Raw genomic sequence first — 26,412 nt, 5'->3', positions numbered from 1 at the left:
GAACGGTTACGCGGGTACGAGCCCCGGGTTCCCCGCCTCCGTGACGAAGGAGGCGGCGGTGGTGACGGGGGCGCCCGGGGTCGTCACGTACGGGACCGTGCGGAAGTCGGCGCGGGCGCTCTCGCGGTCGAGCGAGACCTTCGTGTAGCCCCGCCGCCCGTTGAAGAACCGCAGGTGCGGATTGGCCTGCGTCAGCTTGTCGTAGTTGGAGGGGCGGTCGGCGCCGTCCTTGCCGCTGGTGATCGAGGTGGTGACGATCTCGGTGCCGACGGTCCGGGAGGACGGGTCGCGGAAGTCGGCCTTGAGGTCGAGGCCGTAGGAGACGTGGACGTCGCCGGTGAGCACCATCAGGTTCTCGACGCCGGCGGCCTCCGCGCCCGCCAGGATCCGCTGCCGTGAGGCCGGGTAGCCGTCCCAGGAGTCCATGGAGAGCTTGAAGTCGGCGGTGGCGCGGTCGCGGCGCTCGGCGAACACGACCTGCTGGGGCAGGACGTTCCAGCGGGCCCGGGAGCGGCGCCAGCCGTCGAGCAGCCAGCGCTCCTGGGTGGCGCCGGTCAGGGTGCGCGAGGGGTCCTCGGACTCGGGCCCCGGGACCTGCCAGCCGTCGCCGTACGCCTGGTCGGAGCGGTACTGCCGGGTGTCGAGGATGTCGAACTGCGCGAGCCGCCCGAAGCCCAGCCGCCGGTACAGCCGCATGTCGGGTCCTTCGGGGAGCTGGGGGCGGCGCAGCGGCTGGTGCTCCCAGTAGGCGCGGTAGGCGGCGGCGCGGCGGAGCAGGAACTCCTCCGGCGGGACGGTGTTCTCGGGGGTGTCGCCCGCGTAGTTGTTCTCGGTCTCGTGGTCGTCCCAGGTGACGACGAAGGGGTGGGCGGCGTGCGCGGCCCGCAGGTCGGGGTCGGTCTTGTAGAGGGCGTAGCGGAGCCGGTAGTCCTCCAGGGTGAGCGTCTCGCGGTTGAAGACGGCCGGCAGGACGCGGTCGGTGTAGCGGCGGGCGCCACCGGCGGAATCGACCGCGTACTCGTACAGGTAGTCGCCGAGGTGGAAGACGACGTCCACGTCCTCCTCGGCGAGGTGGCGGTAGGCGGTGAAGTGGCCGTCGTGGTACGCCTGGCAGGAGACGGCGGCGAGCGAGAGCGCCGTGTTGTGCGCGCCGGCGGCAGGAGCCGTGCGCGTGCGGCCGACCGGGCTGGTCCAGGCGCCGACGCGGAAGCGGTAGAAGTACGCGCGGCCGGGTGCGAGGTGCTCCACCTCGACGTGGACGGTGTGCCGGAACTCGGGGTGGGCGGTGGCGGTCCCGCGCCGCGCGACGCGCCGGAAGCGCTCGTCGTGGGCGAGCTCCCACCGGACGGGGACCCGCCGGTCGGGCAGTCCGCCGCCGGGCTCGAAGGGGCGGGGCGCGAGCCGGGTCCAGAGCAGGACGGAGCCGGGCAGCGGGTCGCCGGAGGCGACGCCCAGGGTGAACGGGTCCTCGGTGACGCGCCGGGCGTCGAGTTCGGCGGCGGCCGCGGCGCCGGCGGCGGGCAGCTGGGTGGCGAAGGCGAGCGCGGCGGCGGCGCCGGTGACGGTGAGGAACCGCCGCCGCCCGAAGTGCCGTGCGGCGTCCCGGAGTTCCTGATGATGCTCATGCGTCCGACTCATGTGCCCCTCCCCTGACGAATGCGATGCGCTCGTCATTCGAGGGGGCCGGGGCGACCGCGTGTTGTCGGGTACAGGACATCCACGTGTCGGACGGATGAGTTCACGGTGCACGCGTCTCGCGTACGCTGCGCGCCCATGAGCATCGCAGTGGTGACGGGAGCGGGTTCGGGCATCGGCCGGAGCGTGGCCCTGGCCCTCGCGGCGGCGGGCTGGTCGGTGGCGCTCGCGGGCCGCCGGGCGGAGGCCCTGGAGGAGACGGCGGCGGCCCTGCCCGGCGGGGACTTCCTGTGCGCCCCGACGGACGTGACGTCGGAGACGGAGGTCGCGGCCCTCTTCTCCTCGGTACGGGACCGCTACGGGCGCGTGGACCTGCTCTTCAACAACGCGGGGACGTTCGCGGGCGGCGGGACCCCGGTCGAGGACCTGGACCCGGCGACCTGGCGGGCGGTCGTCGACGTCAACCTGACGGGCGCGTTCCTGTGCGCGCAGGCGGCCTTCCGGGCCATGAAGGAGCAGGAGCCGCAGGGCGGCCGGATCATCAACAACGGCTCGATCTCGGCCCACGTGCCGCGCCCGCACTCGATCGCGTACACGGCGACGAAGCACGCGATGACGGGCCTGACGAAGTCCCTGTCCCTGGACGGGCGTCCGTACCGGATCGCCTGCGGCCAGCTCGACATCGGCAACGCGGCGACCGACATGACGGCCCGGATGCAGGCCGGCATCCTCCAGGCGGACGGCCGGCTGGCGCCGGAGCCGGTGATGGACGCGGCGGACGTGGCGGCGACGGTGGTGCACATGGCGGGGCTGCCGCTGGAGGCGAACGTGCAGTTCGCGACGGTGATGGCGACGGCGATGCCGTACGTCGGCCGGGGCTGAGGCCCCGGCCGCCGCGCGGCACCGCCCCGCGCCCCAGGGCCTGTCCGGTCTCGAACCGGGCAGGACGCGGCGTCCGGCGAGGTGCCGTGCCGGGCGCCGCGGTCCCGGCCGTGATCCGCCGGACGGGCCCTACGCCTGCCCGGTCTCGAACCGGGCGATCTTCCCGTCCTCGACGGTGAACCGCCAGCGGGTCCGCATCTCGCCCCAGGTGTCGTTGCGGTAGCGGGCGACGAGGTCGCGTCCGTCGGCCTTCTGGGACTCGATCTCCATGTGGCCGCGCGAGGAGAAGACCTCCTTCTCGGTCCAGGCGTCGAGGTCCCGGTCGGTACCGTCGTCGGACATGGTGGCACCGGGCGCGAGGGCCGCCCGGAAGGCCTCCTGGTCGTTGGCGTTGAGGGCCGCGACGAAGGCGCGCACGGCCGGGTCGGAGAGCTGCTCCACGGGAATGGTCATGCCCTACCCGTACACCTCCCGCCCCGCCCTCCCCCCGGAACCGGGCCGCGCGCCCCGGCGTGTCAGCACCCGGGCTGGGCCACCTGGGCGAGCAGGACCCGGCTCTCCCCGGCGGTCAGGGCACGCTCCAGGACCAGCTCGCCGGCCATGCCGGGGAAGAACCGGCCGGCGGGCCAGCTCCGCTCGTACGGGGGCGGGTCGAGGACCACGAGGCGCACGCCGTCCACGACGGGGACGTCGGCGGGGTTCCCCTCGTTCCAGATCCACTCGCCGTCCGCGCCGACCAGGTTGAAGGAGCCGGTGGTGGGCGTCTGGCCGGGCAGGTCCCGGCACATCGCGACGGCCTCGGGCGAGGGCGCCGTGCCCGGCAGGTGCCCGCCGCCGATCAGGGCGTCGGCGAGGAGGGTGTGGAGCTGGAAGTTGTCGCCGATGCCGGAGGCACGCAGGGCGAACCCGGCGCCGGTGGCGCGGTCGATCGCGACGAACGGCTCGTCGTCGAGGACGGCGAGGGCGTAGACGAGGCACTGGAACGGCTCGCCCGACAGCCCGGCGGCGCGCGCCACGGCGTCCCGCAGCCCGGCCCTGCCGGGGACGGTCCGGCGTACGGCCGGGGAGTTGAGCATCGCCACGCACGCCCTCTCGAAGTGCGGGAGCGACTGCCAGGCCAGCACCGGTCCGAAGCCGAACCGCTCGAAGTCGGCCTCCTCCAGGCCCTCGCCCTCGTGGGACGGCAGCTCGCCGCGGCCGGCCTCCTTCCAGGCGGCACAGAAGTCGGCCGCCCGCTCGAACGCGTCCCGCGCGCCTTCGAAGACGGCGGGCGCGCAGGCCAGCGGATCGGCTCCCCGCTCGACGCAGGCGCCGATCAGGACGGCGACCGTGGCACGGGGGCCGGGCGGCACCTCGTCGAGGAAGGCGGCGAGGCGCGGCCCCGCCTCGTGCAGCTCCGCGTCCCCGGCATCGCCCGCCGCGACCGGCAACCGCTCGAAGGCGTCCTCGGCCGCGTCCGGGTCCTGGGCCCGTACGGCCGTCTCGAAGGCTTCCACGACGGCTGGGAACGACCTGTGTCCGAATGTCATCCGCGCACCCTATCGAATACCCGTTCGGACACCGGCGCCCCGGGCGCGCCCCTTCACGGAGACGGCGGGACAGAGGACGGGGCGGAAAAACGATCCGGCCCGGCGGCTGGTGCCGTCGGGCCGTGGTCGACCGGTCGGTCGACCGGGGAGTCGCCGTGCGTCTCCGTCACTGGGGCGGGGGCTCCTGGTCGCGGCCCAGCTGCTGCTTGAGCTTGTCCTGGGCAGTGTCGACCTGGCCGCTGTACTTGCCCTGGGTCTTCTCGTCGGCGAAGTCGCCTGCCTTGTCGACGCCCTTTCCGGCCTGGTCCTCGTGGCCCTTGAGCATCCCCTTGAGCTTGTCCATGACCGACATCGTGGTACTCCTCGAAGTCCGTTCGTCAGCGGGCACCTCCCAGGGTCCCCCTTCGCCGCCCCGGCCGCATCCGCGCGGCCCACGACCTCAAGAGGAAGGCCCCTGACCTGCGGTTTCGCTGGTCGAGGGCCCTGAGGGGCAGACGAGTCGGGCTGTACGCCGGGTTCTGTCCCCCGGGACCTCGCGGTCGTCGGGGTGACGGCCATCCATCTGGGACCGGCGTTGCCGCCGGCCTCGTGCGGTCTACCCGCAGACTCGGGCGAGCAGCCCTCGAACATCCGCGCAGGGACACCGGGGTGTCCCCTCTTGACCTTGCTCCGAGTGGGGTTTACCTAGCCGCCTGAGTCGCCTCAGGCGCTGGTGGTCTCTTACACCACCGTTTCACCCTTACCGAGGTCCGTACGGATACGGTCCCCGGCGGTCTGTTTTCTGTGGCACTGTCCCGCGGGTCACCCCGGGTGGCCGTTAGCCACCACCCTGCTCTGTGGAGCCCGGACGTTCCTCGGGGAGGTCCGAAGACCCCCACGCGGCCGCCCGCCCGGCTCGTCTGCCGTGCCGACCATGCTACCCGCCGCACCGGCCCGTGCTTGACCCTGCCGCAGCGTCAGGGTTTCTACTGGGCCCATGCGTATCGGCGAGATCGCCGCCCTGGTCGGGGTCACCCCCCGGGCCGTGCGGCACTACCACCAGTCCGGGCTGCTGCCCGAGCCCGCGCGGCGGGCCAACGGGTACCGGGAGTACGGCGTACGGGACGCCGTCCTGCTCGCCCGGATCCGGCGGCTCACCGAGCTGGGGCTCGGCCTCGACGAGGTGCGGGACGTGCTCGCGGGCGACGAGGGGCGCGGCCTCGTGGAGGTCCTGGAGGAGCTGGCCGACGACCTCGCCCGGCAGGAGGCCGTCCTGCGGGAGCGGCGGAAGCGGCTCGCCGTCCTCCTGGACGACGCCCGCGCCGGACGGCTGCCCGCCGACGGGCCCGTCTCCCCGGAGTTCGCCGACCTGCTCGCGGGCCTGGGCGAGCTGCCCGCCTCCCCCATGGCCGTGAAGGACCGGCAGGTCCTCGCCCTGCTCGACGCCGTCGTCCCCGAGGAGGACCGGGCGCGCCTGATGGAGACCCTGCGCGGCACGGCCCCGTCCGCGCACGAGGTGTACGCGCTCTTCGACGCCCTGGAGGACGCCGCGCCGGACGACCCCCGCGTGGGCGAGGCCGCCCGGGTGCTCGCGGGCTCCCTGCCGGACATGCCGGGGGTCGGGCTGCCGGAGCGCGGCGCGGACGGGCGCGCCTCCGGCGCCCTCCTCGCCGACGCCGTCTTCGCGGACCTCTCCCCCGCCCAGGAGGCGGCGGTACGGCTCGCGGTGCGGCTGGTCGGGGAGCGGCGGGAGGGGAACTCGTGATCCCACGTGGGGGAGAACCCCGTGACGTACACGAGCCCGCTCCGGGACCGGCAGGAGGAAACCCCGTGATGTCCCTACGTCCGCCCCGCGACCGGCAGGAGCGAACCCCGTGACGCCCGTGCGCCCCCTCCGGCTCCTCGCCTACGCCGTCCTCCCCCTCGAAGTCGTCCTCGTCGGCTGCCTCATCGGCGGCGTGCGGATACCCTCCGTCGTCCTGGGCGTCGCCGAGGTCCTCGTGGCGGGGCTCCTCCTCGCCGAAGGGCTCGTCTACCTGCGGCTGCGGCGGCGCGGGCTGTCGCGGCGGGACGCCGTGGCGGAGCTGGTGCCCGAGCCCGTGCTGCGGCTCGTCGGGCACGAGCTGCGGCTCCTCGCGAGCCTGGGGCGGTGGGTCGCGCGCCGGCCGCACGGGACCGCGGGCGCGGGCGGGGTCTTCCCGCACGCCCGCGACCAGGCCGCGCTGATGTACGGCTTCGCGTTCGTGTGCGCGGTCGAGACGGTCGGCATGTCGTTCCTGCTCGCCCGCTGGCCCGTCGTCCACGGGATCGTCCTCGTCCTGGACGTCTACACCCTGCTCTTCGTCCTCGGTCTGCACGCCGCCTCCGCGACCCGCCCGCACGTCCTCGCCGGGGACGTGCTGCGGCTGCGGCAGGCCGCCCACGTCGACCTGCGGATCCCGCTCGACCGGATCGCGTCCGTACGGCGGGAGACGCTGTTCTCGCACGAGAAGGCGGACGGCGAGCTGAACCTCGCCGTCGGCGCGCAGACCTCCGTCACCGTCGAGCTGACCGCACCGGTCGACGCGCCCCGGCTGCTCGGCGCGCCCCGGCCCGTACGGGTCGTCAGGGTCCACGCCGATGACCCTCGGGCCCTGCACGAGGCGGTGCGCGAAGCGCTCACGCGGGCGCGAACAGCACCTTCGCCCGACCCGGGTCCGCCTCCGCGAGTCTGACCCGCAGCCACTCCCCCAGCGGCAGCGCCGACTCGCCGCCCGCGATCCGGGCGACCACCGCCGGGTCCTCCAGGTGGACGGTGCCGGTGGACGGCTCGCGCTCCTTGACGTCGATCACGTACGCGTCGAAGAGCTCCCCGATCCGGTCCTTCAGGAGCGCCGCCTCGACGATGTCGACGCTCTCGCGCTCGACGGCGTTGGCCCGGCGCGAGCCCGCGGCCATCTCGTCGGGGAGCGCGGGCAGCGCGGCCCGCACCCACTCGGGCGGCTCGTCCCCGGCCACCGCCGCCACGCACAGCTCGCTCGCGTACCGGTCGACGAGGCGGCGCAGCGGGGCGGTGCAGTGGGTGTACTCGTCGGCGACGGCGGCGTGCACGGCCGGGACGGGGACGTGGCCGTCGGTGAAGACGGTGTACCCGGCGCCGCGCAGGAGGGTGGTGCACTCCTGGAGGAAGGCGGCGTGGCGCGGGTTCGAGGGGTCGGCGGAGCGGACGACGTCCGCGTACGGGACGTGGTGCGGCCAGTCGACGCCGAGGGCCTGCGCGGAGCGGCGCAGCCGGGCGACGGCGCCGTCGGGCGCGGTGGGGAGGGTGCGCAGGATGCCGGTGCCGGCGGCGGTCATCAGGTCGGCGGCGGCCATGCCGGTGAGCAGGGAGATCTGCGCGTTCCAGCTCTCGGAGGGGAACGGGGCCCGGTAGACCAGGTCGTAGCCGTGGTCCTTCTCCACGATCTCCTGCTCGGGGACGTCGAGGGAGATCCCGCCGCGCTCGATCTCGATGGCCTCGCGCAGGCGCCCGATCTCGCGGAGCAGGGCGACGGGCTCCTCGGCGGTGCCGGAGTCGATCTGCCGCTGCACGCCCGCGTAGTCGAGCTTGGCGCGGCTGCGGACGAGGGCGCGGCGGACGTCGGTGGCGACCCTGCGCCCCTCGGCGTCGAGGTCGATCCGCCACAGCACGGCGGGCCGGACCTCGCCGGGGAGGAGGCTGGCGGCGCCCTCGGAGAGGACGGCCGGGTGGAGGGGGACCTTGCCGTCGGGGAAGTAGAGGGTGAGGACCCGCCGGTGGGCCTCGGCGTCGAGCGCGGAGCCGGGCGCGACGAAGGCGGCGACGTCGGCGATGGCGTAGTGGACGCGGTAGCCGCCGTCGGCCCTGCGGGCCAGGTGGAGGGCCTGGTCGAGGTCGGTGGAGGCGGGCGGGTCGACGGTGACGAACGGCAGGTCGGTGGCGTCGTGCGCGGGGAGCCGGGGCGCCTTCGCCGCGGCCTCGGCCTCGGCGAGCACGGCGGGCGGGAAGTCCCCGGGGACCGCGAGCTCGGTCCGGAGTGCGCGCAGGGCGGCCCGCAGGGGAGCCTCGGCTGCGCCGGTCACGTGAAGGGGGCGGCGGGGCATGGACCGAGCGTAGGGGGCGGGGGCGGGTCCGTCATGTCGACGGCGGGCACGTCATGACAGCGGCGGGTCCGTCACGTCAGCGGCAGGCACGTCGTGTCGGCGGCGGGCCCGGGGTCGGCGGGGGCTTCGGCGGGGCGATGCTCCCGGGGCGGTGGCGCTTCGGCGGGTCGGCGCTCCCGGGCCGGCGGTGCTTCGGCGAGGAGGCGTCTCCTGGATCGGCAGCGCTTCGGCGGGTCGGCGCTCCCGGATCGGCGGCGCTTCGGCGGGGTGGCTCCCCGAATCGGCGGCGCGCCTCCCCGGGTCGGCGGCGCTCCGCGCCTCGGGCGCGCTTTGTAGGCTGGGCGGCCGGGGCCGCACCCCCACCCCCGTCCGTACGAAGGAGAACCACCGTGCTCGTGCTGCTGCCGCCCTCCGAAGGCAAGGCTCCGTCGGGGAGCGGGGCGCCCCTCAAGCCGGAGTCGCTGTCCCTGCCGGGGCTCGCGGAGGCGCGGGCGGCGGTCCTGGACGAGCTGGTCGAGCTGTGCGTCGCCGACGAGGAGAAGGCCCGCGAGGTGCTCGGCCTGAGCGAGGGGCTGCGCGGCGAGGTCGCGAAGAACGCCGAGCTGCGGACGGCCGGCGCGCGCCCGGCCGGGGAGGTCTACACGGGCGTCCTGTACGACGCGCTCGGCCTGGCGACCCTGGACGCGGCGGCCCGGGAGCGGGCCGGGGACGCGCTCCTGGTCTTCTCCGGCCTGTGGGGCGCGGTGAAGGTGACCGACCGCATCCCGTCGTACCGCTGCTCGATGGGGGTCAAGCTGCCGGGCCTCGGCGCGCTCGGCGCGTACTGGCGGGGCGCGATGGCCTCCGTACTGCCTGGGGCGGCCGGGGACGGGCTCGTCCTGGACCTGCGCTCGTCGGCGTACGCGACGGCGTGGCGGCCGAAGGGCGAGGTGGCGGCGCGGACGGCGACGGTACGGGTGCTGCACGCGCCGACCCGGAAGGTGGTCAGCCACTTCAACAAGGCGACGAAGGGCCGGATCGTACGGAGCCTGCTGGAGGCGGGCGCGGACCCGGCCACTCCGGCGGAGCTGGTGGAGGCGCTGCGGGACCTGCGGTACGTGGTGGAGGAGGGCGGGAAGGCGGGGGCGCTGGACGTCCTGGTGGACGAGATCCACTGACCCTTCGTTGCGCCCTCCGCAACGCTCGTTGCGACTGGCGCTCACGCTCGTCAGGATGAGGCCATGACGAGCGTGTTCGACCTTGCCCCGGAAGCCCCCGTCGTCCCCGTGGTGGTGATCGAGGACGCGGCCGACGCGGTCCCGCTGGCCCGTGCCCTGGTGGCGGGCGGGCTGCCGCTGATCGAGGTCACGCTGCGGACCCCGGCCGCGCTCGACGCCGTGCGGGCGATCGCGGACGAGGTGCCGGAGGCGGTCGTCGGCGTCGGGACCGTCGTCTCGGCGGCCGGGGTCGCGGACGCGGTCGGCGCCGGGGCCCGGTTCCTGGTCAGCCCCGGCTGGACCGAGCGGCTCCTCGGCGCGATGCGGGATTCGGGCGTGCCCTTCCTGCCGGGGGTCTCGACGGTCTCGGAGGTCGTGGCGCTGCTCGAACGGGGCGTGGACGCGATGAAGTTCTTCCCGGCGGAGGCGGCGGGCGGCGTCCCGTACCTGAAGTCCCTCGCGGGCCCGCTCCCGCAGGCCCGCTTCTGCCCGACCGGCGGCGTCTCGCCCGCCTCCGCCCCCGCCTACCTCGCCCTGCCGAACGTTGGCTGCGTCGGCGGCACGTGGATGCTGCCGCCCGACGCCCTCGCGTCCCGCGACTGGTCCCGCGTCGAGTCCCTCGCGCGCGAGGCGTCGGCCCTGCGGGTCCCGGTCAGCGGCCGGTGAACCCCACCGTGAGGTGCTCGGCCACCGGCCGGTAGCCGAGCCGCCGGTACAGGGCGTTGCTGGTGGGGTTGGCCAGGTCCGCGAAGAGCAGGACCTGCGCGGCCCCGGCGGCCAGGGCGGCGCGGCTGGCGGCGGTGGTCGCCCCGGCGGCGTGTCCGCGTCCGCGCGCGGCGGGCGGGGTGTAGACGAGGTGGACGCGGGACCGGCCCTCGGCCACGGGCGAGAAGCAGGCCATGGAGACGGGCCGCCCGCCGTCCTCCTCCCAGAGGATCAGCCGGCCGTCGGAGATCCGCTCCGTGACGGGTCCCGTGTAGTCCTCCCCCGGCTCCTCGCCGATGTCCCGGACGAACTCCCGTGCCCAGGCGGCGACGAGCGGGATGTCGGCCGCGGTGGCGACACGGGCGCGCCCGGCGGGGGCGGGGTCCGGCGGCGTGAGCGTCCCGAGCCGGAAGAGCCGCATCCGGACGGTGGCGGTCCAGGGGCGGCCGGTGGCCTCCGCGAACGCCTCGACGGCCGCCGTCTCGCCCCGTACGACCGTCACCCCTTCGTCCCCGAAGAGGTCCGGCTTCCCAAAGAGGTCCGGCGGGGAGGCGAGGGCGCGGGCCGCCTCCGGCGTCACCGTCCCGAGGACCGGCTCCCCCGGCACGGCCACCGCGAGCACTCCGGTGACCCGTCCGTCGGGTTCGGTCCACCAGCCGAGCCGCCCGGCGGTGTCCACGAGCGTGAGCACGCCGGTGTTGCGGGCGGGCTCGGCGGCCAGCAGGGCGCCGGCGGCCGCGCGGAAGGCGGCCGGGTCCTCGGTGAAGTGCCACGTCATGGACGGTGATGGTGGTACGGGGGCGGGGCCCCGCGCCACCCGTTTCCCGTGCTCGCTAGCGGAGGTGCGAGGTGTCGTTGAGGAGGCGTACGGAGGCGTTGCCGTCGGCGTAGTAGGCGACGGCCGAGATCGAGGCGGCCGACAGCTCCATGCGGAACAGGGACTCCGGCGGGGCGCCGAGGGCGAGCCGGACCAGGGTCTTGATGGGCGTGACGTGGGTGACGAGGAGGACGGTGCGGCCCGCGTGGGCGGCGGTCAGCCGGTCCCGGGTCGCGGCGACGCGCCGGGCGACGGTCGCGAAGCTCTCGCCGCCGCCGGTCGGCGCGGCCTTCGGGGAGGCCAGCCAGGCGTCGAGGTCCTCGGGGTACCGCTCGCGGACCTCGCCGAAGGTCAGCCCCTCCCAGGCGCCGAAGTCGGTCTCCCGCAGGCCCTGTTCGATCCGCACGTCGAGCCCGAGGCGGGCCGCGACGGCGGCGGCGGTCTGGCGGCAGCGGGTCAGGGGCGAGCTGACGATCTCCTGGATCGTGCCCCGGGCGGCGAGCGCGGCGGCCACGGCCTCGGCCTGCCGCAGTCCGGCCGCCGACAGCTCGGGATCGCTCCCCCCGCTCCCGGAGAACCGCTTCTCGGGCGTGAGCGCGGTCTCCCCGTGCCGCAGCAGCACGAAGGTGGCGGGCGCGCCCATGTCGGGCCCGGACCAGCCCTGCGCCTGTACGGGGGCGGGCGCGGGCGCGTCGGCCCCCGGGGCGCCGGTGGCGATGGTCCCGGGCTCGTGGTCCGTCGACGCCAGGACGCCCGCCTCGGCCTCGAAGTCGCCCGAGGCGACCGGGGTGGAGGAGGTCGCGGTGGCGTCCTCGGCGGCGAACAGGCCGTCGTCCGGGCCGCCGTTCGGGCCGTCGTTCGTGGTGGGCCGGGCGCCCGTACCCGTGCGCGTACCGGCGTCGGAGGTCCCGGCGGCCGGGGAGCCGGACAGGGCCGCCCTCGCCCGCGCCGCTCCCGCCCGTGCGTCGCCGGGCGGGCCCGACGGGGGCGGGGCGGCGGCGTTGCGGGCGGCGGAGGCGTCCAGGGACGCCGTGGAGCCGGACGGCTCCCACTGGCGGCCGAGCCGCCCCGCGTCCATCGCCTCGTTCGCGAGCCGGTCCGCGTGCTTGTTCCGTTCGCGCGGGATCCACTCGTAGCGGACGCGGCCCGCCGGGAAGACCCGGCCCGCCTCGGCCGCGAGCGGCTTCATGTCCGGGTGCTTGATCTTCCAGCGGCCGGACATCTGCTCGACGACCAGCTTGGAGTCCATGCGGACGTGGACGGTGGCGTCCGGGAAGAGCTCCCGGGCCGTCTTGAGGCCCGCGACCAGGCCCTTGTACTCGGCGACGTTGTTCGTCGCCACACCGATGTACTCGGCGGCCTCGGCGAGCGTCTCGCCCGTCACCGCGTCCAGGACCACGGCCCCGTACCCGGCGGGCCCCGGGTTGCCCCGGGAACCCCCGTCCGCCTCGACGACGAGCTCGCGCGCGGAGGTCATTACAGACCGGACTCCGAGGTGCGGACGAGGATCCGGCGGCAGTTCTCGCACCGGACGACCGCGTCCCGGGCGGCGGCGCGGACCTCGTTGAGCTCGGTGATGTTGAGCTCGATGTGGCAGCCCTCGCACTTGCGCTGGTAGAGCCGGGCCGCGCCCACGCCGCCCTGCTGCTCGCGCAGCTTCTCGTACAGCTTGAGCAGGTCGGCCGGGACGGAGCCCGCGACGAGCTCGCGCTCCTTGGTGACGGAGGCGGCCTCGGCGTCCAGCTCGGCCTGGGCGGCGTCGCGGCGGGCGGTGGCGTCGTCGGTCTTGGCCTGGACGGCGGAGACCCGCTCGGTCAGCTCGGTCAGGCGCTCCTGGACCGACTCGCGGCGCTCCATGACCTCCAGGACGATCTCCTCCAGGTCGCCCTGGCGCTTGGCGAGGGAGACGATCTCGCGCTGGAGGTTCTCCAGGTCCTTCGGGGAGGAGACGGCGCCGGAGTCGAGGCGCTGCTGGTCGCGCGCGGCGCGCTGGCGGACCTGGTCGACGTCCTGCTCGGCCTTGGTCTGCTCGCGGCCGCAGTCGCTCTCCTCGGTCTGCGCGGCGACGAGCAGGTCGCGCAGCTGGGTGAGGTCCTTGGTGAGCGCCTCGATCTCGGCGTGCTCGGGCAGCGAGCGGCGCTTGTGGGCGAGCTGCTGGAGGCGTACGTCCAGGGCCTGGACGTCGAGGAGGCGGATCTGGTCGGCGGGCGCGGCGTTCAGTTGGGGGCTCCAGGAGAAGAGGTGTGGTGGGAGGACCAGGGGTCGGTGACCGTCTTCGAGACGTGGACGCGGAGGTCCCAGCCGTGACGGTCGGAGATCGCGTCGAGCTGCGCGGCGGCCTGCTCGCACCAGGGCCATTCGGTGGCCCAGTGGGCGGCGTCGACCAGGCCCAGCGGGGTCCGCTGGGTGGCCTCGGACACGGGGTGGTGGCGCAGGTCGGAGGTGAGGAAGGCGTCGACGCCCGCGGCGCGCACGGCGTCGAAGAGGCTGTCGCCCGAGCCGCCGCTGACGGCGACCCGGCGCACGGTCATGGCGGGGTCTCCGGCGACCCGGATGCCCTGTGCGGTGGCGGGCAGCCGCGCGGCGGCGCGGGCGGCGAACTCCGCGAGGGTCTCGGGGCGGTCGAGCTCGCAGATCCGGCCGAGTCCGTTCTCGGGGACGAGCGGGCCGGTGACGCGCAGGTCGAGGGCGCCGGCGAGGGCGTCGGAGACGCCGGGGTCGGCGGTGTCGGCGTTGGTGTGCGCGACGTGGAGGGCGATGTCGTTCTTGATGAGGTCGTGCACGACGCGGCCCTTGAAGTGGCCGGCCGCGACCGTCGTCGTACCGCGCAGGTAGAGCGGGTGGTGGGCGACGATCAGGTCGGCGCCGAGGGAGACGGCCTCGTCGACGATCTCCTGGACGGGGTCGACGGCGAAGAGGACGCGGTCGACCCGGGCGTCGGGATCGCCGCAGACGGTGCCGACGGCGTCCCACTGCTCGGCCCGGTCGGGCGGCCAGAGGGCGTCGAGTTCGGCGATGACTTCAGACAGACGGGGCACGGGGGAAAGGCTACCTGTCCCGCGTGCTCCGCCGCCCTGGCCTGTGGACAACCCCGCTCGGGCCCCGGCCGGACGCCCCGTCCCGCCCTGTGGACAACCCCGTCCGGGCCCGGCCCCCGTGGACGACCCGGGCCCTGGTCGCGTCCCGTTCGCACCCCTGCCACCGGAGCCCCCGGCTCCACTTAGGCTCCCCTTACCCCCGGTCACCGCCGGTCACTCCAGCACACCCGCCCTCTCCCGCTCAGCAGAAACGCCGGACGGCCACCCTTATGTGTGAAGTGAGCGGGCTCGTGTTGTTCGGCTGGAAGTGCGAAAACTAGCTTCGTCGCCGGAGGTGACGAGTCGATGACAGCGTGTGCCATCGAGACGACGGCCGAGGACGACGACCGCGAAGGGAAGTACGGCGGGAGCACCGGCCGCCCGACGGGGTTCACGACCACGGCGAACGGCGCGTACGCGGCCGGGCTCGCGGGCGCCGGTGACGCCCTGTACGTGGAGAGGTGGACCCTCGACGGCCCGGAGCCGTACGCCGTGCCGCTCCCGCTCGACCAGCCGGAGGAGCCGCACACCCAGCTGCTCCCCCTCGCGGACGGCCGGGTCCTCGTCTGCCGCCGCGTGGACGGGCGGCGGCGCTCCTTCTCGCTGCTCTACCCCACCGGCCCGGCCACCGGGGAGCTCCGGCTCGGCTCGGTGGACGCGCCCGGCTCCGAGGACCTCGTGCTGCTCCCGCCCTCGCCGGACGGCATCTGCGCGTACGCGATGTGCGTCGGCCCCGACACCACGACGCTGTGGCTGGTGGCGGGCGGGGCCTTCGGTCCCGAGCGGGTGGCGGAGGTCCGGGGCCGCTGCTCGGGCGGGGTGTGGCTCGACCGCACGGGCCGGATGCTCGCCCTGGACCGGCGGCTCGGCGACGGGCCGGTGAAGGCGGTCGCCGTCGACCTGGAGCGGGGCGGGGAGGTGACGCCGCTGCTCCAGATCACCGAGGAGAGCGACGACCGGCTGCTGCTCGCGGACCCGGACAGCGGGCTGCTCCTGATCCGTTCGGACGCGCCGTCGCCGGGCCACGACCGGCTCGGCTGGGGCGTCCTCGGAAGCCTGCTCCCGGTGCGCTTCCCCGACTGCCTGCGGCTGGACGACGCGGCGGTGACGCCGTTCGCCGTGCAGCCGGGGCAGGTGCTCATGCCGGAGAGCTGCGCGGTGGCGCTGCGGATCGACGCGGCGGCCGGGAGCTGGGTGGGGACCTGGCGGCCCTCGTCCCGCCGGATGGACCAGCTGGCGGCCCCGCAGGGGTGGCTGGCGGGCACGGGCCTGTGGACGCCGGAGGGCGTGCTGCGGCTGCCGTACGCGACGCCCGGGACGCCGTGCGGGCTCGCGTCCCTGGAGCCGCCGCCCGAGCCGGATCCCGCGCCGGAGCCGGTGACGGTCCCCGAGGAGCCCCGGGTGTGCCGTCCCGTACCGCTCCAGCAGGCTCCCCTCACCGACGGGCGGCCCGCTGACTAGACTTCCGGGCCGCACGGAAAGAACGATTTCTACGGGGTGAGTCACGGCATGTCGGAAGCAAGCACGGAGGGTACGGAGTCGCACGGCTCCGGGCGGCATCGTGGTGAGGCCTCGCCGGCGGAGGACTCCTCGTCCTCCCCGCACGGCCGCCACCGCCGCGAACCCGACGCGCAGTGACCGGGCGCGCGGGATGATCCGGAGGGCCCCGGGGGAAACCCCGGGGCCCTCCGGCGTCCCCGGCCGCCCTACGCGTGCTCCACGAACGTGTCGGCGAGGACGGGGGCGTCGTCGCGCTCCACCGCCGTGACCGTCGCCTGGACGCCGCCCTCCACGGTCCACATCCGGATGCGCAGGGTCTCGCCGGGGAAGACGATCCCGGCGAAGCGGGTGCGGTACGCGCGGACGCGGGCGACGTCCCCGTCGAGCAGGGTGTCCACGACGGCCTTGAGGGTCATCCCGTAGGTGCAGAGGCCGTGCAGGATGGGCCGGTCGAAACCGGCGAGGGCCGCGAACTCCGGGTCGGCGTGCAGCGGGTTCCAGTCGCCGGAGAGGCGGTAGAGCAGGGCCTGTTCCTCGCGTACGGGCCGCTCCACGGTCCGGTCGGGCGCCCGGTCGGGCGGGGCGAGCCGGTCGGAGGGGCCTCGGTCGCCGCCCCAGCCGCCCTCGCCGCGCACGAAGATCTGGGCGTCGCTCGTCCACAGCGGCCCGTCGGCGTCGGCGGTCTCGGAGCGCAGGACGAGGACGGCGGCCTTGCCCTTGTCGTGGACGGCGGCGACGCGGGAGGTGGAGACGGCGCGCCCGCCGGTGGGCAGGGGGCGGTGGAGGGTGATCGACTGGGCGCCGTGCAGGACGGCCATGAGGTCGACGTCGACACCGGGGGCGGAGAGGCCGTCCACGATCCCCATGCCGCCGCCCGCGACGGTGGCGAAGCTGGGCAGGACGTGGAGCCGGGACTCCAGGGTGTAGCGGAGTTCGGCGGGGTCGGTGGCGGGCGTGCCCGCGCCGAGGCCGAGGTGGTAGAGCTGGACGTCCTTGTGGTCCCAGGCGATCTCGGTGCTGCGGGGTTCGGCGGCGACGGCCTTGGCTGCGTCGATGGGCATCGGGCTGCTGCTCCTCACGCGGTCGCCCGGAGCGCGGCGGCCCCGAAGCGCGGTCGCCCCGGAGCACGGTCGCCCCGGAGCACGGTCGCTCTGGAACGTGTTCCAGTTCGGTGGCCCTCCTGTATAGCCGAGGCGACCGGGCTTGGGAACCCTCGCCGACGGCACGTCAGAACCCCTACGGGATCGACCCCCAGGACATTTGTCACGGTCGGACGCGTACATAACGGCCTACCGGGACCCCCTTCACTCTCCGTAACGTCGTGGTCATGAAGCAGCGGGAGCAGGAGAAGCAGAATCCGGACGGCGGGGACGCGATCGTCTTCCGGGGAGTGACCAGGGCGTACGGAGCCGTCCGCGCCGCCGACGGGCTGGACCTGGCCGTCCGCCGGGGCGAGACCGTGGCCCTGCTCGGGCGCAACGGCGCGGGGAAGTCCACGGCCATCGGCCTGCTCCTCGGCCTCGACGAGCCCGACGACGGCCGGGTCGAGCTCTTCGGCGGGCCCCCGGGCCGTGCCGTCGCGGCCGGCCGGGTCGGGGCGATGCTCCAGGAGGGCCGCCCGGTCAGCCGGGTGACGGTCCGTGAGCTGGTCGGCTTCGTCGCCCGGACCTATCCGGCCCCGATGCCGGTCGCGGAGGCCCTGGCGCTCGCCGGTCTGACCGCTCTGGCCGGCCGCCGTGTGGACCGGCTCTCCGGCGGCCAGGTCCAGCGGGTCCGGTTCGCCGTGGCCCTCGCCGGGAACCCGGAGCTGATCGTCCTGGACGAGCCGACGGCCGCCCTCGACGTCGAGGCCCGGCAGGAGTTCTGGGACGCGATGCGCGGCTACGCCCGCCGGGGCAACACCGTCCTGTTCTCCACCCACTACCTGGAGGAGGCCGACGCGTACGCGGACCGGATCGTCGTCCTCGACTCCGGCCGGGTCGCCGCCGACGGCACGAGCGCGCAGCTCAAGCGGGCGGCCGGCGGCAGCCTGGTCTCCTTCGACCTGGGCGGCGGCCCGGCGGGCCCGCTCGACTCGCTGCCCGGCGTGACCTCGTACGAGATACGGGGCGACCGCGTCCGGCTCCGCACCACCGACTCGGACGCGACGGTCCGGGCCCTGGCGGAGCGGGACGCGATCCGGGGCCTGGAGGTCGCCCAGGCCTCCCTGAACGACACCTTCCTCGCCCTCACCCGCAAGCCGCTCACGGCCGCCGGGCCCGCGACCGCACCCCTGGAGACGACCCGATGATCACCGCGTACGTACGCCTCGAAGTGCGCCGCACCCTGCGCGACACCGGATTCGCGATCTCGACGATCGGCATCCCGGTGATGATGTACCTCCTCTTCACCAACCTCGGCGGCGCGAACGACAGCGCGTACCGGACGGCCGCGATGGTCGGCATGGCGGCGTACGGGGCGCTGGGCGCCGCGCTCTCGCTCGGGACCGGGGTCGCCGAGGACAAGTCCACCGGCTGGCTGCGGCAGTTGAGGATCACCCCGATGACGCCCCGGCAGGTGGTGACGGGCCGGGCCCTGACCGGCTCGGTGGTCGTCCTGCCCGCCATCGCGGGGGTGCTGCTCGCGGGCGGCCTGGCCAACGGGGTGCGGATGGCGGCCTGGCAGTGGGCGGCCGTCGCCGTCACGCTGTGGCTCGGCTCGCTCCCCTTCACCCTGCTCGGCATAGGGAACGGCTACCGGCTCACGGCCCAGACCACCGGCGCCGTCAACGTCGCCTGCAACCTGGGGCTCGCGGTCGCGGGCGGCCTGTGGTTCCCGGTCGCCCTCTTCCCCGACTGGCTGAGGACGCTCTCCGGGTACACCCCGACGAACCGCTTCGCGGAGCTGGGCGTGGCCGTGACGGACGGGCGGGCCCCGGGGGCGGTGGCCCTGGTGGTGCTCGCCGGATGGGCGGCGCTGTTCGGCGCGTACGCGGCGGTCTCGTACCGTCGTTCGGCACGGACCGCGTGACGGACGCGGAGGCACGAGAGGACACGGGACGGTCATGGAGTTCTGGCGGCGGCGGAGGGAGAGGATGCGCGAGCGGGGGCCGAGCGGGCTCAGTCTGCTCCCCTGGCTGCTCATGGGCCTGGGCGCGCTCTCGCACCTGCTCGGGGGCGAGGCCCCGAACCCGTGGATCGGCGGCCTGGGCCTGCTCGTCTTCAACACCCTGTACATCGCGGTCGTCCTGCGCGCCTTCGCCCCGCGCGCCCGGGAGACGCCGCTGACCCGGTGGCTCCTCGGCGGGCTCGCGGCGCTCACCTTCGGGCTCGCGATCGGCTACGGCCGGGAGTGGCTGCTGCTCTTCCCGCTCCTGGGCCTGGCGGTCGGGGCGGTGGTGCGGCGCGGAAGGATGCTGTTCCGCGTCACCTTCCCGCTGGTCGCCGGGGCGGGGGCGGTGACGTTCTGGCGGGACGGCTGGGACTCGTTCGGGGTGGTGTACGGGACGTTCGTCTCGGTGATGGTGACGGCGGCGATCCTCGCCCTGAACGACACGGTCCGGGAGTTGCGGGAGACCCGGGAGGAGTTGGCGCGGACGGCGGTGGAGAAGGAGCGGCTGCGCTTCTCGCGCGACCTCCACGACCTCCTGGGCCACACGCTCTCGGTGGTCGTGGTGAAGTCGGAGGCCGCCCGGCGGCTCGCCCCGCACGACCTGGACGCGGCCCTGGCGCAGGTCGCGGACATCGAGTCGGTGGGCCGGCAGGCGCTGACCGAGATCCGGGAGGCGGTGACCGGCTACCGGGAGGGCAGTCTGGCGGCCGAGCTGGACCGGGCGCGCGACGCGCTCTCCTCGGCGGGCGTCGAGCCGGTCGTGCGCCGCTCGGGCCCGCTCCTGGAACCGGCGGCGGAGGCGCTGTTCGGCTGGGTGGTGCGGGAGTCCGTGACGAACGCGGTGCGGCACAGCGGGGCGTCCCGCTGCGTCGTGGAGATATCCGGTACGGACGGCCGGGCCCGTCTGACGGTCACCGACGACGGACGGGGCGGCGGGCCGGGCGCCGGGCACGGTCCGGGGGCCGCCGCGCCGGTCGCGGACGGCCCCGGCAGCGGACTGCGCGGCCTGCGCGAGCGGCTGGCGGCGGCGGGCGGCACCCTGGAGGCGGGGCCGGTCCCGGGCGGCGGGTTCCGGGTCGTCGCGGAACTTCCCGTGGAACCCGCCGCGCCGGGTCCGGACGCCGGGGACGTACGGACCGACCGCTGCTGACGAACCGGACGGCCGGGGCCGGGCTCTCGGGCAGACCGGTCAGCCGGGTCCGGACCGTCGGGCGAACCGGTCAGCCGACGATGGCGACGGGGGCGTCCCAGGCGTTGCGGTCGACGTTGATGGTGTGACCGCCGCGGGTCTCCTTGCTGTTGGCCTTGTACTGGTGGCCGCGGCTGTGGTTCGTGTACAGCTTCGGGTCCCAGGGCCAGTCCTTGGTGGTGGTCTCCTGGCCGTTCCACAGGGCGTACCAGAGGTTGCCCGGCAGGTCCGTGCGGTCCTTGGCGGTGGCGATCGCCTTGGCGCTGGAGCTGCTGAAGCCGTAGAGCCCGGCGCGGTAGGTCTTGGCGCGCAGGGTCTTGGTGAAGGAGCGCACGTAGGTGAGGGTGGCGTCGTTGCACGCCTTGTCGGCGATGTCGTACGACTCCATGTTGAGGTAGATCGGGCTGCCGGGCTTCATGCCGAGAGCCGCTGCCTTGGCGACCGCGTCGTTGGCGTTGGCGGCCCCGACCGAGGCGGCGTTGGCCGCGGTGAACCGCTCCTTGTTCAGGCTCTTCTGGCAGGGCGGCTGGGCGCCGACGTACAGGGGGATGACCCGCCAGCCGAGCTTGTCGACCGACTTCACCCAGGGCTTGGTGAGGTTGGGCTGGGCGCAGCCGCGGTTCTTGCCGCCGATGTAGACGGCGACGCCGCCGTAGTAGGCGTCCTTCTTCCAGGCCGTCATCGCGGCGAGCGAGGGGGCGGTGCAGGCGTCGAACGCCCGGCCGGTGTAGGTCTTCTGCGCGGGCCACGCGGGGGCGGCCATCGAGGTCTGGGCCGCGATTCCGGCACCGGCGACGACGGTGACGCCGGTCGCCGCCAGGGCGATGTAGCGGCCTTTTCTGGACAGCCGGTGCTTCGGCATTTCCCCACCCCATACGTATGCGTTCCACGGTTTCCGGCCCCGTCCCCCCGGGGCGCGCCCACCATAACCCGGCCTCCGCGCGGCCTACCCTGGTGCCCGTGACCGAGATGCCGAGGGACCACCGCCCGGGAAAGTCCGTGAGAGTCCTGCTCGCCGAGGACCAGGGGATGATGCGTGGGGCGCTGGCCCTGCTGCTCGGCATGGAGCCGGACATCGAGGTGGTCGCGCAGGTCGGGCGCGGGGACGAGATCGTGGACGCGGCGCTCGTGGCGCGGCCGGACGTGGCGCTGCTCGACATCGAGCTGCCGGGGCGTTCGGGCCTGGACGCGGCGGCGGACCTGCGGGACGAGGTGCCGGACTGCCGGGTGCTCATCCTGACGACGTTCGGCCGGCCGGGCTATCTGCGGCGGGCGATGGAGGCGGGGGCGGCCGGGTTCCTGGTGAAGGACGGGCCGGTGGAGGAGCTGGCCGAGGCGGTCCGCAAGGCCCTGCGGGGCGAGACGGTCGTCGACCCGGCGCTCGCGGCGGCGGCCCTCGGCGCGGGCCCGAACCCCCTGACGGCCCGCGAACGGGACGCGCTCGCGGCCTCGGTGGACGGCGCGACGGTCGCGGACATCGCGGCCGCCCTGCACCTCTCGGAGTCCACGGTCCGCAACTACCTGTCGTCCGCGATCGGCAAGACGGGCACCCGCAACCGCATGGAGGCGGTGAGGGCGGCCCGGCAGCAGGGCTGGCTCTGAACCGCGCGGCGCACGTGCAGGACCGGCGGTCCCGCGCGGAACCCGTACGCGACCGGTGATCGTCGGCCCCGCGCGGACATACGTACAAGACCGGCGGGCGGCGGGCCGCGCATCCTGCCCGCATGAGCGAACTCACGGGTGAACACGACACGGGGCGTACCCAAGGACCGCGCGCCCACGGACTGCACGTGGTCCAGGACGGATCGCGGCAGGCGCCCCCACTGCTGCTGATCCACGGATCGGGGGCCTCGGGCGCCCTGTGGGCCCCCGTGGTCCCCGCGCTCGCCCGCCGCCGCCACGTCATCCGGGTCGACCTGCCAGGCTGCGGCCAGTCCCCGCCCGTGCCGTCGTACGACGTGCCCGCGCAGGCGGCCCGGGTGGCGGCGGTCCTGGACGGCCTCGGGCTGCGCGGCGTCGCCGTGGCCGGGCACTCCAGCGGCGGTTACGTCGCGACCGCGCTCGCCGAGCGGCGCCCCGACCTGGTGGGGTCGCTCGCGCTGATCGGCTCGGGCCCGGCCCCCGACGCGCTGCTCCCGCAGCCGCTGTTCCTCCGGGCCCTGCTGGCCCCGCCCCTCGGCCCGCTCCTGTGGGCGATACGTTCGGACGCGATGATCCGCAGGGGGATCGGCGCGACGGCCGCCCGCCCGGTGGAGATCCCGGACGCCGTGGTCGCCGACCTGCGGCACGGCACGTACCGCACGACCAGGGCGGTCCTGCGGTGCGGCACCGCCTACATCGCCGAACGGAGCGTGCCCGAGCGCCTCGCCGCCCTCGGGGTGCCCCTGCTGGTGGTCTTCGGCGGCGCCGACCCCCGCTGGGAGCCGTCGTCGGCGCACCGGTACGGGGCGGTGCCGGGCGCGCGGGTCGAGACGCTGCCCGGCGTCGGGCACCTGGCCATGCTCGAAGAGCCCGCCGCGACCGCCGCGCTGCTGCTGGGCTTCACGGCGCCGGACGGCGACACCCCGCCCGTACGGTCCTAGGCTGGTCCCATGCGGCCGACGGAAGCACCGCTCGACTGGACGCGCGTGGACGTCGTGGTCCCGCGCGCCCCGCTCCGGACGCCGGGGGTCGGCATGGCCGGTTTCCGCCAGGGCGTCTCCGCGCCCGTGGACATCGCGATGGTCGCGCACCCCGCCGTCACCCTGCTCGTCGACCTGAGCGGGGAGGGCGGGCTCGTCCACCGCACGCGGGACCGGCGCGGGAGCGGCAGTGTCGTCGTCGGGCTCCTCCCCGACGGCTTCCGGGCGGGCGGGCGGGCCGGCGAGTGCCTCCAGATCCGGCTGGAACCGGTCGTGGCGGCTTCGGTGTTCGGGGCGGCGGCCGGAGCGGACGGGGCGGTGGTGTCCCTCGCCGACGTCTGGGGCCGTGACGCCGGGCGGTTCGAGGAGGGGCTGCGCGCCGCCGGGTCGTGGGACGAACGGTTCGCGCTGGCGGCGGACGTCCTCGGCCGGAGGCTCGGTTCCGGTCACCGGGTCGATCCGGAGGTCGCCCACGCCTGGCGGCGGACGTTCGGCCGCCGGGGGCGGGTGCGGGTCGACGGCCTCGCGGACGAGGTCGGCTGGAGCCGCAAGCGCCTGTCGGCCCGCTTCGGCGCCCAGCTCGGGGTGACGCCCAAGCGGGCCGCCCGGCTGGTGCGGTTCGACCGCGCCGCCCGTCTCCTCGCGGCGGGGCACGCCGCCGCCGACGTGGCCGCCGCGAGCGGGTACGCCGACCAGTCCCACCTGCACCGCGAGGTACGGGAGTTCACCGGCCTCACGCCCTCGGCGGTGGCCGCCGCGCCGTGGCTCGCGATCGACGACGTCGCCTGGCCGGCGTCGTCACCCGCCCGGCGCCCGGCGGACCGCGCCTGATCCACGAAAGCCGCCCCCCCTAGGGGTGCTCGGCGTCCCGGCGCCCGGACCTCGGCAGCCACAGCAGCATCAGGAGGGTCGCGCCGAGCAGGATCGACGCCGAGACGCGGAAGGCGGCCGCGTAGCCGGAGGTGAGGGCCGCCGGGTCGGGGGTGCCGTGGAGCGGGCCCGTGACGGCGGCGGCGACGGTGGAGAGGGTCGCGAGGCCGAGGGCGCCGCCCATCGTGCGGGAGGTGTTGACGAGGCCCGAGACGAGACCGGCCTCGCCGGGGGCGGCGCTGGAGGTGGCGAGGGTGGCCAGCGGGGTGGTGGCCAGGCCGATGCCGCCCATCATGAGGATGCCGGGGCCCAGGATCGTCGTCAGGAAGGTGCCGTCGACGCCCATCGTGGACTGCCAGGCGAAGCCGGAGGCGGCGACGAGGGCGCCGACGACGGCGAGGGTGCGGGCGCCGAGGGCGGGCATCAGGCGGGGCGCGAGCTTGGAGCCCAGGACGACGGCGAGGGAGCTGGGGACGAGCGCGAGGCCGGCTTGGAGCGGGGTGTAGCCGAGGACGTTCTGCGCGTACACCGTCATGAAGAACCACATGCCGAAGGAGCTCGAACCGAACAGCAGGATCGCGGTGTTGGCCGCCGACACGGTCCGGGTGCGGAAGATCTTCAGCGGCATCAGCGGGGCCGCCGTGCGGGCCTCGACCGCGACGAACGCGGCGAGCAGGACGAGCGCGCCGAGGAGCGTCAGGAGGGTCTTCGGGTCGCCCCAGCCCGCCTCCTCGGTCTGGACGATGCCGTACGCGAGGGTGGCGAGCCCGCCGGTGACGAGGATCGCGCCCGGCAGGTCGAGGCGGTTGCCGGTGCCGGGGCGGCTCTCGCGGAGCCACAGGAGCGCTCCGGCGAGGACGAGGACGCCGATGGGGACGTTGATGAGGAGGACCCAGCGCCAGGACAGCAGGTCGACGAGGAGCCCGCCGACGAAGCCGCCCGCCGCGCCGCCGGCCGCGCCGACCGCCGTCCAGGTGCCGATGGCCCGGCTCCGGGCGGGCCCGGGGGCGACCGCGCCGGTGACCAGGGTCAGGGTGGCGGGCGACAGGACGGCCGCGCCGAGCCCCTGCACGGCGCGCCCGGCGACGAGCTGCCAGCCCTCCTGCGCGAGCCCGCCCGCGACGGAGCCGACGGTGAAGACCACGAGCCCGAGCAGGAACATCGCCTTGCGCCCGTAGAGGTCGGCGGCCCGCCCGCCGAGCAGCATGAACCCGGCGAAGGCGATCGAGTACGCGTTGAGGACCCACTGCAGACCGAGCGCCGAGAGCCCGAGGTCGGCCCGCAGCGACGGCAGCGCCACGTTCACCACGGACACGTCGAGCACCACGAGGAACTGCCCCGCGCAGGCGACCAGAACGACCGCCCAGGCCCGGGGCGCGGGGACGGGAGGGGCGGAGGACGTGCTGGTGACGGCGTCGGTCTGCGGCATGACGGTCATGGTCGCAGACGGCCTCGGCCCCGTACATACGCCTCTGTGCATACGTCTCGGGCACCCGGCCCCCGTGTGGCAGCATCGTCGCGGGGATCGGGCCGTACACGGGAGGGAACATGGGCGCGAGCTGGTCGGCACTCTTGATCGCGGTGGTCGGCGTGGCGGGAACGCTGGGGGCCGCGCTCCTGACACAGGTCCGCGCGGACCGCATGAAGCGCATGGAGCTGCGGGCCGCCGCCGACCAGCGGCGCGAGGAGCGCGACCACGCCGAGGAACTGCTCCGGGCGGAGCGGGCCCTGCAGGGGCAGCGCGAGAGCCTGGAGCGCCGGCGCGCCTGCTACATCACGCTGAACACCGCCGCGCGCCAGTACCTGACGGAGATGACCAACCACCTCCACGCGCTGGCGCGCGGCGAGGACGTCGCCGCGTCCCTGGAGAACCTGGAGGCGGCCAGGGTGGCCTACCGGGAGAGCTACGCGGAGTCCCAGATGATCGTCCCCGACGTCGTCTCGCGCTCCTCCAGCGCGGCCAAGACGCGTTTGAACGCGGCCTACGGAAAGCTCAGGAGGTACGCGGCCGATCCCGCCGCCCACGCGGCCGAACTGGGGACGATGGAGGCCGAACTCCACCAGGACGTCTGGCCCTACGTGGGGGCGTTGAAGAAGGCGATGCGCGCCGACCTGGGCGTCGAGGACTGAACGGACCGCCCGTTGTCAGTGCCGCCTGCCACGATCACCGGGAACTCGGAGACACGGACGACGGCAGAGAGCGAGCACGCCATGGGCACCTGGGACATCGGCCCCTTCGACAACGACACCGCCGCCGACTTCTCCTACCGGGTGGACGGAGCCCCGGCGGAGAAGAAGGCGGAGGTGCTGCGCGGGACCTTCCGCGAGGTGACCGGCACCGGCGGTGAGTACCTGGACGCGGACCTGGCGGTGGAGGCGATCGCCTCGGCGGCCCTGCTCGCGGCCCAGTGCCCCGGCGGCGAGCCGGTCACCACCTCGTACGGCCCGAAGGAGCCGCTGCCCGTCCTCCCGGCCGAGCTCCGCCCGGAGGCCGTGGCGGCCCTGGACCGCGTCCTCACCGAGCCGTCCGAGCTGCTGGAGCTGTGGGAGGAGTCGGACGGGGAGGAGTGGAAGGCGGGGGTACGGGGGTTGCGGGCGGTGCTGGCGGGGGCGTGACCTGCCAGGTGCCTTCCGGGGTCCTTGGCTCCGGCTGACGCCGCCGGAGCCAAGGGGAGAAGGAACCTCGTCAGAGGGTGATCATCAGGGTGCCGCCGTCGAAGTAGGTGCCCATGTTCTTGCGCACCGAGACCTCACCGTTGCCGATCACGTGGACGTACAGGTCGGCCTTGCCGTCGCCGGTGGTGTCTCCGAAGCGGAGACGGCCCATGTCGGCGCCGGTGACGAAGCGGCCCCAGCCGGTGCTCCACTGCGTCCCGCCGTCGAAGTAGGTGCCCATGTTCTTGCGCACCGCCACGTTGCCGTCCGTACCGTGGACGATCAGATCGGCCTTGCCGTCACCGGTCATGTCCGCGAAGTACAGGCGACCCATGTCGGTACCGGTGACGAAGCGGCCCCAACCGGTCGACCAGTGGGTGCCGCCGTCGAAGTAGGTGCCCATGTTCTTGCGCACCGCCACGTTGCCGTCCGTACCGTGGACGATCAGATCGGCCTTGCCGTCACCAGTGATGTCCGCGAAGTACAGGCGACCCATGTCGGTACCGGTGACGAAGCGGCCCCAACCGGTCGACCAGTGGGTGCCGCCGTCGAAGTAGGTGCCCATG

27 protein-coding genes and 1 other RNA gene are annotated in these 26,412 nt (G+C 74.9%); 14 read left to right on the top strand and 14 right to left on the bottom strand.

The window, feature by feature from the left end; all coding sequences use genetic code 11:
• Nucleotides 1-6 precede the first annotated feature (6 nt).
• Nucleotides 7-1,638, bottom strand: a complete 1,632-nt coding sequence (locus tag ACIQVI_RS10465; RefSeq protein WP_403593612.1) for an alkaline phosphatase D family protein — start codon at nt 1,636-1,638, stop codon at nt 7-9.
• Nucleotides 1,639-1,773: 135 nt separating this feature from the next.
• Between ACIQVI_RS10465 and ACIQVI_RS10460 the strand changes: the two genes are divergently transcribed.
• Nucleotides 1,774-2,517, top strand: coding sequence for an SDR family oxidoreductase (locus tag ACIQVI_RS10460; RefSeq protein ID WP_351973783.1), 744 nt, complete (start codon nt 1,774-1,776; stop codon nt 2,515-2,517).
• Between the two features lie 129 nt (nt 2,518-2,646).
• On the opposite strand, the gene ACIQVI_RS10455 is transcribed toward ACIQVI_RS10460, so the two are convergent.
• The 4 genes from ACIQVI_RS10455 to rnpB form a co-directional block, all read right to left on the bottom strand.
• A complete protein-coding gene (locus ACIQVI_RS10455; RefSeq protein ID WP_351973782.1) occupies nt 2,647-2,970 on the bottom strand; it encodes a nuclear transport factor 2 family protein in 324 nt (107 codons plus the stop codon).
• Nucleotides 2,971-3,032: 62 nt separating this feature from the next.
• On the bottom strand, nt 3,033-4,046 hold the full coding sequence (locus ACIQVI_RS10450) for a hypothetical protein (RefSeq protein ID WP_403593608.1): 1,014 nt from the start codon (nt 4,044-4,046) through the stop codon (nt 3,033-3,035).
• Between the two features lie 166 nt (nt 4,047-4,212).
• Entirely contained in the window at nt 4,213-4,398 is a 186-nt protein-coding gene (locus ACIQVI_RS10445) for an antitoxin (RefSeq protein ID WP_351974224.1), read from the bottom strand.
• Nucleotides 4,399-4,537: 139 nt separating this feature from the next.
• An RNA gene (rnpB, locus tag ACIQVI_RS10440) (RNase P RNA component class A) lies at nt 4,538-4,944 on the bottom strand.
• A gap of 78 nt (nt 4,945-5,022) precedes the next feature.
• On the opposite strand from rnpB, the gene ACIQVI_RS10435 reads away from it, so the two are divergent.
• Together ACIQVI_RS10435 and ACIQVI_RS10430 are read left to right on the top strand one after the other, a co-directional pair.
• A complete protein-coding gene (locus ACIQVI_RS10435; protein ID WP_403593605.1) occupies nt 5,023-5,790 on the top strand; it encodes a MerR family transcriptional regulator in 768 nt (255 codons plus the stop codon).
• A gap of 109 nt (nt 5,791-5,899) precedes the next feature.
• Nucleotides 5,900-6,739 (top strand): hypothetical protein, encoded by an 840-nt coding sequence (locus tag ACIQVI_RS10430; RefSeq protein ID WP_403593602.1) that lies wholly within the window; start codon nt 5,900-5,902, stop codon nt 6,737-6,739.
• On the opposite strand, the gene ACIQVI_RS10425 is transcribed toward ACIQVI_RS10430, so the two are convergent.
• Nucleotides 6,684-8,126 (bottom strand): RNB domain-containing ribonuclease, encoded by a 1,443-nt coding sequence (locus ACIQVI_RS10425; protein ID WP_403593599.1) that lies wholly within the window; start codon nt 8,124-8,126, stop codon nt 6,684-6,686. The two genes, ACIQVI_RS10430 and ACIQVI_RS10425, sit on opposite strands and share 56 nt — an antisense overlap.
• A 389-nt stretch (nt 8,127-8,515) precedes the next feature.
• On the opposite strand from ACIQVI_RS10425, the gene yaaA reads away from it, so the two are divergent.
• A complete protein-coding gene (gene yaaA / locus ACIQVI_RS10420) occupies nt 8,516-9,283 on the top strand; it encodes a peroxide stress protein YaaA (RefSeq protein ID WP_351969214.1) in 768 nt (255 codons plus the stop codon).
• Between the two features lie 63 nt (nt 9,284-9,346).
• Nucleotides 9,347-9,988, top strand: coding sequence for a bifunctional 4-hydroxy-2-oxoglutarate aldolase/2-dehydro-3-deoxy-phosphogluconate aldolase (gene eda, locus ACIQVI_RS10415; RefSeq protein WP_403593596.1), 642 nt, complete (start codon nt 9,347-9,349; stop codon nt 9,986-9,988).
• On the opposite strand, the gene ACIQVI_RS10410 is transcribed toward eda, so the two are convergent.
• Genes ACIQVI_RS10410 through ACIQVI_RS10395 form a run of 4 tightly spaced genes read right to left on the bottom strand, consistent with a single transcriptional unit; the run spans nt 9,975 to nt 13,882 of the window.
• On the bottom strand, nt 9,975-10,805 hold the full coding sequence (locus ACIQVI_RS10410) for a GNAT family N-acetyltransferase (protein ID WP_403593593.1): 831 nt from the start codon (nt 10,803-10,805) through the stop codon (nt 9,975-9,977). The genes eda and ACIQVI_RS10410 overlap by 14 nt on opposite strands.
• 55 nt (nt 10,806-10,860) lie before the next feature.
• Nucleotides 10,861-12,321: a bifunctional RNase H/acid phosphatase gene (locus ACIQVI_RS10405; protein ID WP_403593590.1), complete on the bottom strand. Its 1,461-nt coding sequence runs from the start codon at nt 12,319-12,321 to the stop codon at nt 10,861-10,863.
• Entirely contained in the window at nt 12,321-13,064 is a 744-nt protein-coding gene (locus ACIQVI_RS10400) for a C4-type zinc ribbon domain-containing protein (RefSeq protein ID WP_351969239.1), read from the bottom strand. Before ACIQVI_RS10400 ends, ACIQVI_RS10405 begins: the two co-directional genes overlap by 1 nt.
• Complete coding sequence (locus tag ACIQVI_RS10395) at nt 13,061-13,882, bottom strand: Nif3-like dinuclear metal center hexameric protein (RefSeq protein WP_403593587.1); 822 nt, start codon at nt 13,880-13,882, stop codon at nt 13,061-13,063. The genes ACIQVI_RS10400 and ACIQVI_RS10395 overlap by 4 nt, the downstream gene beginning before the upstream one ends.
• A 345-nt stretch (nt 13,883-14,227) precedes the next feature.
• Here ACIQVI_RS10395 and ACIQVI_RS10390 point away from each other — a divergent pair, with 345 nt between their 5' ends.
• Nucleotides 14,228-15,382, top strand: coding sequence for a hypothetical protein (locus ACIQVI_RS10390; RefSeq protein ID WP_403593584.1), 1,155 nt, complete (start codon nt 14,228-14,230; stop codon nt 15,380-15,382).
• A 245-nt stretch (nt 15,383-15,627) separates the two neighbouring features.
• Here ACIQVI_RS10390 and ACIQVI_RS10385 read toward each other — a convergent pair whose 3' ends face one another.
• On the bottom strand, nt 15,628-16,482 hold the full coding sequence (locus ACIQVI_RS10385) for a MaoC/PaaZ C-terminal domain-containing protein (protein WP_403593581.1): 855 nt from the start codon (nt 16,480-16,482) through the stop codon (nt 15,628-15,630).
• A 266-nt stretch (nt 16,483-16,748) separates the two neighbouring features.
• Here ACIQVI_RS10385 and ACIQVI_RS10380 point away from each other — a divergent pair, with 266 nt between their 5' ends.
• From ACIQVI_RS10380 to ACIQVI_RS10370, 3 genes are all read left to right on the top strand, one after another.
• Nucleotides 16,749-17,711 carry an ATP-binding cassette domain-containing protein gene (locus tag ACIQVI_RS10380; RefSeq protein WP_403593578.1) on the top strand — a complete coding sequence of 321 codons (963 nt, stop codon included), beginning with the start codon at nt 16,749-16,751 and terminating at the stop codon, nt 17,709-17,711.
• The gene (locus tag ACIQVI_RS10375; RefSeq protein ID WP_403593575.1) at nt 17,708-18,430 is read left to right on the top strand and encodes an ABC transporter permease; all 723 of its coding nucleotides are present in this window, start codon (nt 17,708-17,710) and stop codon (nt 18,428-18,430) included. The genes ACIQVI_RS10380 and ACIQVI_RS10375 overlap by 4 nt, the downstream gene beginning before the upstream one ends.
• Nucleotides 18,431-18,494: 64 nt before the next feature.
• Nucleotides 18,495-19,661, top strand: coding sequence for a sensor histidine kinase (locus ACIQVI_RS10370; protein ID WP_403593572.1), 1,167 nt, complete (start codon nt 18,495-18,497; stop codon nt 19,659-19,661).
• A gap of 70 nt (nt 19,662-19,731) precedes the next feature.
• On the opposite strand, the gene ACIQVI_RS10365 is transcribed toward ACIQVI_RS10370, so the two are convergent.
• On the bottom strand, nt 19,732-20,562 hold the full coding sequence (locus ACIQVI_RS10365; RefSeq protein WP_403593569.1) for a glycoside hydrolase domain-containing protein: 831 nt from the start codon (nt 20,560-20,562) through the stop codon (nt 19,732-19,734).
• A 107-nt stretch (nt 20,563-20,669) separates the two neighbouring features.
• Here ACIQVI_RS10365 and ACIQVI_RS10360 point away from each other — a divergent pair, with 107 nt between their 5' ends.
• From ACIQVI_RS10360 to ACIQVI_RS10350, 3 genes are all read left to right on the top strand, one after another.
• A complete protein-coding gene (locus ACIQVI_RS10360) occupies nt 20,670-21,302 on the top strand; it encodes a response regulator transcription factor (RefSeq protein WP_121833576.1) in 633 nt (210 codons plus the stop codon).
• A gap of 122 nt (nt 21,303-21,424) precedes the next feature.
• Nucleotides 21,425-22,282 carry an alpha/beta fold hydrolase gene (locus ACIQVI_RS10355; RefSeq protein WP_403593567.1) on the top strand — a complete coding sequence of 286 codons (858 nt, stop codon included), beginning with the start codon at nt 21,425-21,427 and terminating at the stop codon, nt 22,280-22,282.
• A 9-nt stretch (nt 22,283-22,291) separates the two neighbouring features.
• A complete protein-coding gene (locus ACIQVI_RS10350; protein WP_403593564.1) occupies nt 22,292-23,152 on the top strand; it encodes a helix-turn-helix domain-containing protein in 861 nt (286 codons plus the stop codon).
• 19 nt (nt 23,153-23,171) lie between these two features.
• On the opposite strand, the gene ACIQVI_RS10345 is transcribed toward ACIQVI_RS10350, so the two are convergent.
• On the bottom strand, nt 23,172-24,620 hold the full coding sequence (locus ACIQVI_RS10345) for an MFS transporter (protein WP_403593561.1): 1,449 nt from the start codon (nt 24,618-24,620) through the stop codon (nt 23,172-23,174).
• Nucleotides 24,621-24,739: 119 nt separating this feature from the next.
• Between ACIQVI_RS10345 and ACIQVI_RS10340 the strand changes: the two genes are divergently transcribed.
• Both ACIQVI_RS10340 and ACIQVI_RS10335 read left to right on the top strand, forming a co-directional pair.
• Nucleotides 24,740-25,321 (top strand): hypothetical protein, encoded by a 582-nt coding sequence (locus tag ACIQVI_RS10340; RefSeq protein ID WP_403593558.1) that lies wholly within the window; start codon nt 24,740-24,742, stop codon nt 25,319-25,321.
• Between the two features lie 81 nt (nt 25,322-25,402).
• Nucleotides 25,403-25,807, top strand: a complete 405-nt coding sequence (locus ACIQVI_RS10335; RefSeq protein ID WP_403593555.1) for a DUF4259 domain-containing protein — start codon at nt 25,403-25,405, stop codon at nt 25,805-25,807.
• A gap of 70 nt (nt 25,808-25,877) precedes the next feature.
• Here the strand turns inward: ACIQVI_RS10335 and ACIQVI_RS10330 are convergent.
• The coding region (locus ACIQVI_RS10330) for an FG-GAP repeat domain-containing protein (protein ID WP_403593552.1) at nt 25,878-26,412 on the bottom strand (535 nt) is incomplete at its 5' end.

The sequence above is a fragment of the Streptomyces sp. NPDC098101 genome (assembly GCF_044760185.1).
Lineage (GTDB): Bacteria > Actinomycetota > Actinomycetes > Streptomycetales > Streptomycetaceae > Streptomyces.
The sequence above is the reverse complement of the archived record's forward strand: the minus strand, read 5'-3'. Positions and strand labels throughout refer to the sequence as shown.

Bases quoted from the DNA above. Each gene is read 5' to 3' on its own strand.
- ACIQVI_RS10380 (WP_403593578.1), top strand. From the start codon at position 16,749: ATGAAGCAGCGGGAGCAGGAGAAGCAGAATCCGGACGGCGGGGACGCG.
- ACIQVI_RS10465 (WP_403593612.1), bottom strand. From the start codon at position 1,638: ATGAGTCGGACGCATGAGCATCATCAGGAACTCCGGGACGCCGCACGG.
- ACIQVI_RS10460 (WP_351973783.1), top strand. From the start codon at position 1,774: ATGAGCATCGCAGTGGTGACGGGAGCGGGTTCGGGCATCGGCCGGAGC.
- ACIQVI_RS10355 (WP_403593567.1), top strand. From the start codon at position 21,425: ATGAGCGAACTCACGGGTGAACACGACACGGGGCGTACCCAAGGACCG.
- ACIQVI_RS10455 (WP_351973782.1), bottom strand. From the start codon at position 2,970: ATGACCATTCCCGTGGAGCAGCTCTCCGACCCGGCCGTGCGCGCCTTC.
- ACIQVI_RS10425 (WP_403593599.1), bottom strand. From the start codon at position 8,126: ATGCCCCGCCGCCCCCTTCACGTGACCGGCGCAGCCGAGGCTCCCCTG.
- ACIQVI_RS10410 (WP_403593593.1), bottom strand. From the start codon at position 10,805: ATGACGTGGCACTTCACCGAGGACCCGGCCGCCTTCCGCGCGGCCGCC.
- ACIQVI_RS10340 (WP_403593558.1), top strand. From the start codon at position 24,740: ATGGGCGCGAGCTGGTCGGCACTCTTGATCGCGGTGGTCGGCGTGGCG.
- ACIQVI_RS10375 (WP_403593575.1), top strand. From the start codon at position 17,708: ATGATCACCGCGTACGTACGCCTCGAAGTGCGCCGCACCCTGCGCGAC.
- ACIQVI_RS10370 (WP_403593572.1), top strand. From the start codon at position 18,495: ATGCGCGAGCGGGGGCCGAGCGGGCTCAGTCTGCTCCCCTGGCTGCTC.
- ACIQVI_RS10385 (WP_403593581.1), bottom strand. From the start codon at position 16,482: ATGCCCATCGACGCAGCCAAGGCCGTCGCCGCCGAACCCCGCAGCACC.
- ACIQVI_RS10405 (WP_403593590.1), bottom strand. From the start codon at position 12,321: ATGACCTCCGCGCGCGAGCTCGTCGTCGAGGCGGACGGGGGTTCCCGG.
- ACIQVI_RS10350 (WP_403593564.1), top strand. From the start codon at position 22,292: ATGCGGCCGACGGAAGCACCGCTCGACTGGACGCGCGTGGACGTCGTG.
- ACIQVI_RS10335 (WP_403593555.1), top strand. From the start codon at position 25,403: ATGGGCACCTGGGACATCGGCCCCTTCGACAACGACACCGCCGCCGAC.
- ACIQVI_RS10390 (WP_403593584.1), top strand. From the start codon at position 14,228: ATGACAGCGTGTGCCATCGAGACGACGGCCGAGGACGACGACCGCGAA.
- eda (WP_403593596.1), top strand. From the start codon at position 9,347: ATGACGAGCGTGTTCGACCTTGCCCCGGAAGCCCCCGTCGTCCCCGTG.
- ACIQVI_RS10360 (WP_121833576.1), top strand. From the start codon at position 20,670: ATGCCGAGGGACCACCGCCCGGGAAAGTCCGTGAGAGTCCTGCTCGCC.
- ACIQVI_RS10450 (WP_403593608.1), bottom strand. From the start codon at position 4,046: ATGACATTCGGACACAGGTCGTTCCCAGCCGTCGTGGAAGCCTTCGAG.
- ACIQVI_RS10365 (WP_403593569.1), bottom strand. From the start codon at position 20,562: ATGCCGAAGCACCGGCTGTCCAGAAAAGGCCGCTACATCGCCCTGGCG.
- ACIQVI_RS10345 (WP_403593561.1), bottom strand. From the start codon at position 24,620: ATGCCGCAGACCGACGCCGTCACCAGCACGTCCTCCGCCCCTCCCGTC.
- ACIQVI_RS10435 (WP_403593605.1), top strand. From the start codon at position 5,023: ATGCGTATCGGCGAGATCGCCGCCCTGGTCGGGGTCACCCCCCGGGCC.
- ACIQVI_RS10445 (WP_351974224.1), bottom strand. From the start codon at position 4,398: ATGTCGGTCATGGACAAGCTCAAGGGGATGCTCAAGGGCCACGAGGAC.